Source organism: Deferrisoma sp. (assembly GCF_054681715.1).
Window position 1 is genome coordinate 1 of record NZ_BAAHFQ010000128.1, and the last position, 8,217, is coordinate 8,217.

At 69.8% G+C, this 8,217-nt stretch carries 7 protein-coding genes and 1 pseudogene; all 8 read right to left on the bottom strand.

The genetic code is table 11. The annotated features are described in order from the left end of the window. Positions 1–186: pseudogene (locus tag ACY0I8_RS14135) on the bottom strand (argininosuccinate lyase); the annotation flags it as partial. Between the two features lie 284 nt (positions 187–470). Further along, entirely contained in the window at positions 471–1,676 is a 1,206-nt protein-coding gene (locus ACY0I8_RS14140; protein WP_461395282.1) for an argininosuccinate synthase, read from the bottom strand. A 128-nt stretch (positions 1,677–1,804) separates the two neighbouring features. Then, positions 1,805–2,722 carry an ornithine carbamoyltransferase gene (gene argF / locus ACY0I8_RS14145; RefSeq protein ID WP_461395283.1) on the bottom strand — a complete coding sequence of 306 codons (918 nt, stop codon included), beginning with the start codon at positions 2,720–2,722 and terminating at the stop codon, positions 1,805–1,807. 223 nt (positions 2,723–2,945) lie between these two features. Next, positions 2,946–4,133 carry an acetylornithine transaminase gene (locus ACY0I8_RS14150; RefSeq protein ID WP_461395284.1) on the bottom strand — a complete coding sequence of 396 codons (1,188 nt, stop codon included), beginning with the start codon at positions 4,131–4,133 and terminating at the stop codon, positions 2,946–2,948. A 4-nt stretch (positions 4,134–4,137) separates the two neighbouring features. Further along, complete coding sequence (gene argB / locus ACY0I8_RS14155; RefSeq protein ID WP_461395285.1) at positions 4,138–5,043, bottom strand: acetylglutamate kinase; 906 nt, start codon at positions 5,041–5,043, stop codon at positions 4,138–4,140. 76 nt (positions 5,044–5,119) lie between these two features. Further along, a complete protein-coding gene (hslU, locus tag ACY0I8_RS14160) occupies positions 5,120–6,427 on the bottom strand; it encodes an ATP-dependent protease ATPase subunit HslU (RefSeq protein WP_461395286.1) in 1,308 nt (435 codons plus the stop codon). A gap of 6 nt (positions 6,428–6,433) precedes the next feature. Beyond that, a complete protein-coding gene (gene hslV / locus ACY0I8_RS14165) occupies positions 6,434–6,976 on the bottom strand; it encodes an ATP-dependent protease subunit HslV (protein ID WP_461395287.1) in 543 nt (180 codons plus the stop codon). 44 nt (positions 6,977–7,020) lie between these two features. Then, entirely contained in the window at positions 7,021–7,974 is a 954-nt protein-coding gene (xerC, locus tag ACY0I8_RS14170) for a tyrosine recombinase XerC (RefSeq protein WP_461395288.1), read from the bottom strand. Positions 7,975–8,217: the final 243 nt, after the last annotated feature.

Sequence of the window (8,217 nt, forward strand, 5' to 3'; positions counted from 1 at the left end):
CCGCACCAGGGTCTCGGCCTCCTCCTCGGTCAGGATGCCCACGGCCGCGAGCATGCGGGCGTGGGCGATGGAGCCCCGGATGTCCTGGCGGTACATCCGGCGGTCGAACCCGATCGAGGCCGTGAACCGCTCGACGATCTTTAGGGTTTCTTCGCGGAACCGTCCGCCCCAGGGTTTTTCGGCCATGAGGAACCTCGTACTGGCTAGGAGGCTAGGAAGCTAGAAAGCTGGAAGGCTGGGAAGCAAAACCTCCGGGAATCGTGAATCGGGAATCGTTTCCGGGGCTTCGGCCCGGCGCGCGGCGAGTTCCGCCGGACGCCGGGAGGGCGCCAAAATCCTTTGTGGTTCCAGCGCCAGGGGCTGTCCCAACCTGCGGGAGCGGCCTCCGTATCGGGGGCCAGAATTCAGAAGTTAGAGGTCAGAGAACCCCTGTCCCCTGGCCTCCGCTTTCCGGCACCCGACCCGGGGGCTCAGCCCATGAGTTTCTTGAGCGTGCGAAGCCGCAGGGCGTTTAGTTTGATGAACCCGGTGGCGTCGGCCTGGTTGTACACCGTGTCTTCCTCGAAGGTGGCCACCTCGGGGTCGTAGAGGCTCCGGGGGCTCTTGCGGCCCACCACCATGCAGTGGCCCTTGTAGAGCTTGAGCCGGGCGGTGCCGGTCACGTTCTTCTGGGCCTCGTCCATGAAGGCCTGCAGGGTCTCCCGCTCGGGCGCGAACCAGAACCCGTTGTAGACGAGCTCGGCGTACTTGGGCACCAGGGAGTCCCGGAGGTGCATGACCTCCCGGTCCATGGTGAGGCTCTCGACGGCCCGGTGGGCCTCGCGCCAGATCGTGCCGCCCGGGGTCTCGTACACGCCCCGGCTCTTCATGCCCACGAACCGGTTTTCCACGATGTCCACCCGGCCCACGCCGTTGCGGCCGCCGATCTCGTTGAGTCGCTGGAGAAGCGCCGCCGGGGAGAGCCGCTCGCCGTTCACGGCCACGGGGTTACCCGCCTCGAACTCCACCTCCACGTACTCGGGCTCGTCCGGGGCCTTCTCGGGGCTCACCGAGAGCACGAACATGTCCTCGTCCGGCTCCCGCCAGGGGTCCTCCAGGATGCCGCCCTCGAAGGAGATGTGCAGGAGGTTCCGGTCGCTGGAGTAGGGCTTGGCCTTGGTGACCGGCACGGGGATGCCGTGCCTCTGGGCGTAGTCGATGAGCTTCTCCCGGGAGTTCAGGTCCCACTCCCGCCAGGGGGCGATCACCCGGATGTCGGGCTTGAGGGCGTAGGCCGTGAGCTCGAACCGCACCTGGTCGTTGCCCTTCCCGGTGGCCCCGTGGGCCACGGCGTCGGCGCCCTCGGCCTCGGCGATCTCGATCATGCGCTTGGCGATGAGCGGCCGGGCGATGGAGGTCCCGAGCAGGTACGAGCCCTCGTAGATCGCCGCCGCCCGGAACATGGGGAACACGAAGTCCCGGACGAACTCCTCGCGGAGATCGTCGATGTAGACCTTGGAGGCCCCGGTGCGAAGGGCCTTCTCCTCGAGTCCGTCGAGCTCCTCGGCCTGGCCCAGGTCGGCCGAGAACGCGATCACCTCGCAACCGTAGGTCTCGACGAGCCATTTCAAGATCACCGAGGTGTCGAGGCCCCCGGAGTAGGCAAGAACCACCTTTTTCACGCTGCCCTTTGCCATGGTCGTTCGCTCCTTTGGAGGCTGGAAGTCTTGGAAGCTGGAAAGCTAGGAAGCTGGGAGGCTGGGAAGCCCCCGTGCCCCGGGCGGATCGCTTGGGTCGGACGTCCTCCGTTCCTCGGGCGCCGGGCTTACGCCCCGCCCCGCAGCAGGGTCACGAGGATCGCTTTTTGCGCGTGGAGCCGGTTTTCCGCCTCGTCCCACACGGCCGACTGCGGGCCCTCGAGCACGTCCTCGGTGACCTCCTCCCCCCGGTGGGCCGGCAGGCAGTGGAGGAAGAGGGCGTCGGGGGCTGCCGCCGCCATGATTCCGGCGTCCACGGTGTACCCGGCGAAGGCCCGGCGCCGGGCCTCCTGCTCGGCCTCTTGGCCCATCGAGGCCCAGACGTCGGTCGTGACCACGTGGGCGCCCTGGGCGGCCCACCCGGGGTCGCGGCCCAGCTCCACGTCGGCCCCGGCCTCCCGGGCCGCGGCCAGGATCTCGCCGTTGGGGTCGTACCCCTCGGGGCAGGCGAGCCGCAGCCCGAACCCCAGCACCCGGGCGGCGTTGATCCAGGAGTGGGCCATGTTGTTCCCGTCGCCGATCCAGGCCACCCGGAGCCCCTCGAGGCTGCCCCGGCGCTCGAGCACCGTCAGGAGGTCGGCCATGACCTGGCAGGGGTGCAGGAGATCCGTGAGCCCGTTGATCACCGGCACCGAGGCCCAGTGGGCGAGTTCCTCGAGCACGTGCTGGCCGTAGGTGCGCACCATGATGGCGTCCACGTAGCGCGACAGCACCCGGGCCGTGTCCTTGATGGGCTCGCCCCGGCCGATCTGGGTGTCGCGGGGCGACAGGAACAGGGCGTGGCCCCCGAGCTGGAACATGCCCACCTCGAACGACACCCGGGTGCGGGTGCTCGATTTTTCGAACAGCATGGCCAGGGTCTTGCCCTCGAGCAGCCGGTGGGGCTCCCCCCGGGCCTGGCGGGCCTTGAGGTCCCGGGCCAGATCGAGCATGCTGAGGAGTTCTTCCCGGCCGAAATCCGTGAGTTTCAGAAAGTGCTTGGGCATGGCGGCTCTCGTTCCGCTAGAAGGCTAGAAAGCTAGAAGGCTAGAAGGCTAGGAAGCTGGAAGGCTGTGCGGCCGAGATCGCTTCGGCTCCCGACGGATGGGGACGCCCCGGCCGATTGCCGCGGCGGGAAGGCTAGGTCCCCACGGTGACCCGGGCGAGAAGGTTGAACCCAAGGGCGCATTGGCCTCCTGGCTTCCTAGCCTCCCAGCTTTCCAGCCGTTTTCAAAGCACCTCTTCCAACGCCGTGAGCAGGGCGTCGATCTCCTCCGTTTCCACGATCAGGGGCGGGGCGAGCCGCACCACCTGCTCGCCGGCCGAGCCCACCAGGAACCCCCGGTCCATCATCGCCGTGACCACGTCCTTGGCCTTCCGGTCGGCCGCGAGCTCGATGCCGATCAAGAGGCCTCGGCCCCGCACGGCCGCCACCCCCGGCCGGTCGGCGGCCAGGGCCCCGAGCCGCTCCAGGAGGTAGGCGCCCATCCGCCGGGTGTGCTCCAGGATCCCGTCGTGGAGGATCGTGCGCACCGTGGCGAGGGCCGCGGCGCACACCAGCGGGTTGCCCCCGAAGGTGGACGCGTGGGTGCCCGGGCCGAAGCTCTGGGCCACGGCCTCGGTGGCGAGCACCGCCCCGATGGGCACCCCGCCCCCCAGGCCCTTGGCCAGGGTGCAGATGTCAGGCTTCACGCCCTCGTGCTCGGCCGCGAGGAAGGTGCCGGTGCGGCCCACCCCGGTCTGGACCTCGTCGAGGATGAGGAGCGCCCCGCGCACGTCGCACAGCTCCCGCACCCTCCGGAGGTACCCCTCGGAGGGCACCCGCACCCCGCCCTCGCCCTGGATCGGCTCCAGGATGACGGCCGCCGTGCGGGGGCCCACGGCCCCCTCCAGGGCCTCCACGTCGTCGTAGGGCACGTAGGTGAACCCGGGGGGCAGGGGGTCGAACCCCACCTTGACTTTGTCCTGGCCGGTGGCCGTGAGGGTGGCCAGGGTGCGGCCGTGGAAGCTCATGGTGGCCGACACGATCTCGTGGCGCTCCGGGTGCCCCCGGTCCTTCTGGACCTTGCGGGCGAGCTTGATGGCGCCCTCGTTGGCCTCGGCCCCGCTGTTACAGAAGAACACCCGGTCGGCGAAGGTGACCTCGGTCAGGAGCTTCGCCAGCCGCACCTGGGGCTCGATGTGGTAGAGGTTCGACACGTGCAGGAGCGTGCCGGCCTGCTCCCGGATCGCCTCCACCACGTGGGGGTGGCAGTGGCCCAGGTTGCACACGGCGATGCCGGCCAGGAAGTCCAGGTACTGGCGGCCGTCGGCGTCCCACACCCGCATGCCCTGGCCCCGCACCAGGGCCACCGGGAACCGGGCGTAGGTGGGCATGAGGCAGGTGGCGGCGAGGTCTGCGATCTCTTGGTTTCCCATGGGGTCAGCCTTTCACGATTTCGGTGCCCACCCCGCCCCGGGTGAAGATCTCCAGGAGCACGGCGTGGCGGGCCCGGCCGTCGACGATGTGCACCTTGCCCACGCCCTCCTCGAGGGCGTCGAGGGCGCAGCGCACCTTGGGGATCATGCCGCCCCGGAGCACCCCGGCCTCGATGAGCCCCGGCACCTCGGAGGCCCGCACCGTGGAGATGAGCTTGCCCTCGGCGTCGAGGATGCCCTCCACGTCGGTGAGGAGCACGAGTTTTTCGGCCTTGAGGGCCCCGGCGATCCGGCCGGCCACGAGGTCGGCGTTGATGTTGTAGGTTTCCCCCTTCTCGCCCGCGCCCACGGGCGCGATCACCGGGATGAACCCCCCCCGGTCCAAGGACTCGATGACCTGGGGGTTGATCCGCTCCACCTCGCCCACCGCCCCGATGTCCACGATCTCGGGGGGAAGGTCGTCGCCCCGGCGGCGCTCCATGTAGAGCTTTTTGGCCCGGATGAGCCCCCCGTCCTTGCCGGTGAGTCCCACGGCCCGGCCGCCGTGGAGCTGGATCAGGTGCACGATCTCCTTGTTCACCTTGCCCCCGAGCACCATCTCCACCACGTCCATGGTGGCGCCGTCGGTCACCCGCATGCCGTCCACGAAGGTGCTTTGGATCTGCATGCGATCGAGCACCCGGTTGATCTGGGGACCCCCGCCGTGGACCACCACGGGATTGAGGCCGATGTACTTCAGGAGCACCACGTCCCGGGCGAAACTCTCCTTGAGGGCCTCGTCCACCATGGCGTGGCCGCCGTACTTGATCACCACCACCTTGCCGTAGAAGGCCCGGATGTACGGCAGGGCCTCGTGGAGCACCTGGGCCTTCTGGACGAGTTCCTCGGGATACGGGCGGTCTTCGGCCATCGGTCTGTGTTCTCCGTATGGGGGGGCAGGGGGCCGGGGTCGGGGAAACCCTGTCCCTTGTTTTCCGACCCCTGACCTACAGGATGTAGCGCGACACGTCCGTGTCGGCCACGATGTCCTTGAGCCGTTCGCGCACGTAGGCGCGGTCCACCACGACCTTGCGCTCCGCCAGGTCCGGGGCCGTGAAGCTCAGCTCCTCCAGCACCCGCTCCATGATCGTGTGGAGCCGGCGGGCCCCGATGTTCTCGGTCTTCTCGTTCACCCGGGCGGCCATGTCGGCCATCTCCTCGATGCCGTCGGGGGTGAACTCGAGCTCGATCCCCTCGGTTTCGAGAAGGGCCCGGTACTGGCGGGTCAGGGCGTTCTGGGGCTCGGTCAGGATCCGCACGAAGTCGTCCTTGCCCAGGGGGTCGAGTTCCACCCGGATCGGGAACCGGCCCTGGAGCTCGGGAATCAGGTCCGAGGGCTTCGACATGTGGAACGCCCCGGCCGCGATGAACAGGATGTGGTCGGTCTTGACCACCCCATACTTCGTGTGGACCGTGCTCCCCTCGACGATGGGGAGGATGTCGCGCTGCACCCCCTCCCGCGACACGTCCGGGCCCCGCCCCCCCTCCCGGGCCGCGATCTTGTCGATCTCGTCGATGAAAATGATCCCGTCGTTCTGGGCCTTCTCCAGGGCGAGCTCGGTCACCCGCTCCTGGTCCACGAGCCGGGCCGCCTCCTGCTCCTTCAGCACCTCCCGGGCCTCGGGGATCTTCATGCTCTTTCGCTTGCGCCGCTTGGGAAAGAGGCTCCCCAGCATGTCCTGGATCTGGAGCCCCATCTCCTCCATGCCCTGGCCGGTGAAGATCTCCATGGCCGGCGTGGGGGCCTGGGCGGCGATCTCCACCTCCACGACCCGGTCGTCCAGGGCCCCGGCCCGGAGCATCTGCCGGAGCCGCTCCCGGGTGGCGGTGTCGCCGGAGTGGCCGGGCAGCAGGAGATCGAGGAGTTTCTCCTCGGCCAGCTCCTCGGCCCGTGCGGCCACCCGGGCCTGCTCCTCCTCCTGCACCATGGCCACGGCCACCCGCACCAGGTCCCGGACCATGCTCTCCACGTCCCGGCCCACGTAGCCCACCTCGGTGAACTTGCTCGCCTCCACCTTGACGAAGGGCGCCCCGGCGAGCCGGGCCAGCCGCCGGGCGATCTCGGTCTTCCCGACGCCGGTCGGGCCGATCATCAGGATGTTCTTGGGCGTGATCTCGTCCCGGAGGTCCTCGGGCACCTGGCGGCGGCGCCAGCGGTTCCGAAGCGCGATGGCCACGGCCTTTTTGGCCTTGTGCTGGCCCACGATGTAGCGGTCGAGCTCCGAGACGACCTCCCGGGGGGTGAACACGGCCATGGGGGTCTATCCTCCGAGTTCCTCGAGTTCCACGGATTCGTTGGTGTAGATGCAGATCCGGGCCGCGGCCTTGAGGGCCTCCCGGGCGATCTCGGCCGCCCCGAGGGCCGTGTGCTCGTAGAGCGCGAGCCCGGCGGCCAGGGCGTAGGGCCCGCCCGACCCGATGGCCACCACCCCCTCCTCGGGCTCCACCACGTCACCGGTGCCCGAAAGAAGGAGGGTGGCGTCCCGGTCGGCCACGAGCAGCATGGCCTCGAGCCGGCGCAGGTACTTGTCGGTGCGCCAGTCCTTGGCGAGCTCCACCGCGGCCCGGTGGAGGCTGCCGCCGTGGGCCTCGAGCTTGCCCTCGAACCGCTCGAGCAGGGTGAAGGCGTCGGCCGTGGCCCCGGCGAACCCGGCGAGGATCTTGCCCTCCCGGAGCTTTCGCACCTTGCGGGCCGTGCGCTTCAACACCGTGGTCCCGAAGGTCACCTGGCCGTCGCCGGCCATGGCCACCCGGCCGTCGCGGCGCACGCACACGATCGTGGTTCCGTGGAACGTCTGGGTCATGGGGTTCTTCCGTTCGGACGCGCGGACGGTGGGACGTCCGGACGTCAGGTCTGAGAATCGGTTGGGGGCTTTCCCCTGGTTCCCGCCCGCCCGGCCCGGGGGTGGGCCCGGTCGTACACCCGCATGAGCTGCTCGATGCCCACGTGGGTGTACTTCTGGGTGGTCGAAAGGCTCCGGTGGCCCAGGAGTTCCTGGATGGCCCGCAGGTCCGCCCCACCGGCCAGCAGGTGGGTGGCGAAGCTGTGGCGCAGCAGATGCGGGTGCACCCGCCGAGCCAGGGCCGCCTTCTCGATCCACCGGTCGATCACCCGCCGCACGCTCCGGTCGGTGAGCCGGCCGCCCCGGTGGTTCAGGAACACCGGCCCCTCGGGTTCCAACGGCCGCCCCGCGCGGGCCCGGGCGGCGAAATAGGCCTCCAACGCCCGCACGCTGGGGGCGGTCAGCGGCACCTCCCGCTCCACCCGGCCCTTCCCCCGGATGCGGGCGAGCCCCTGGCGCAGCCGAAGATCCCGGCCGTCGAGGCTCACGAGCTCCGACACCCGGATGCCGGTGGCGTAGAGGAGCTCCAGCATGGCCCGGTCCCGGAGGGCCAGGAGGCCGTCCCCCTCCACCGCGTCGAGCAGGGCGAACACCTCGTCCACCGAGAGGACACCGGGCAGGCGTTTGGCCAGCTTGGGCGCGGTCACGGCGGCGGCCGGGTTCGCCTCGAGGTGTCCCTCGCGCACCAGGAACCGGAAAAACGCCCGCAGCGCCGAGAGGGCCCGGCTCACCGTGGCCCGGCTCTTGCGGCCGTGGAGCGAGGCCAGGTACGAGCGCACGTCCCCGGGCTCCACCCCGGCCCAGAGCTTCGGCCCCCGCGCCCCGGTGCGCGCCCCGGCCCACGCCGCAAACCGGGCGAGGTCGCCGGCGTAGTTCCGCACCGTGTGGGCCGAGGTGTTTCGCTCGTAGCGGAGGTGGTCCAGGAACGCGTCCACCCACGGATCCGGAGCCTCGGCCATCTGCCACCTGCTTCGCGCGGCGGAACGGGCGGGCCTCCCGTCGCCCATTCTGTACTATTAACCCGGCGTCAATACAGGCGCGCAAGGAGATCGCGAGGGCATGGGGCCTGCTTCCGGCCGTGCGTGAGTGCGGCATCCGGCTTACGCTGCATCCGGCACTCAGCCGGATGGACGGAACCACTCAGGAACTCTGGGCGTTTTCGTCAGTCCGCTTGGCTGGAAGAGTCCCAGTCGTTGGCTGAG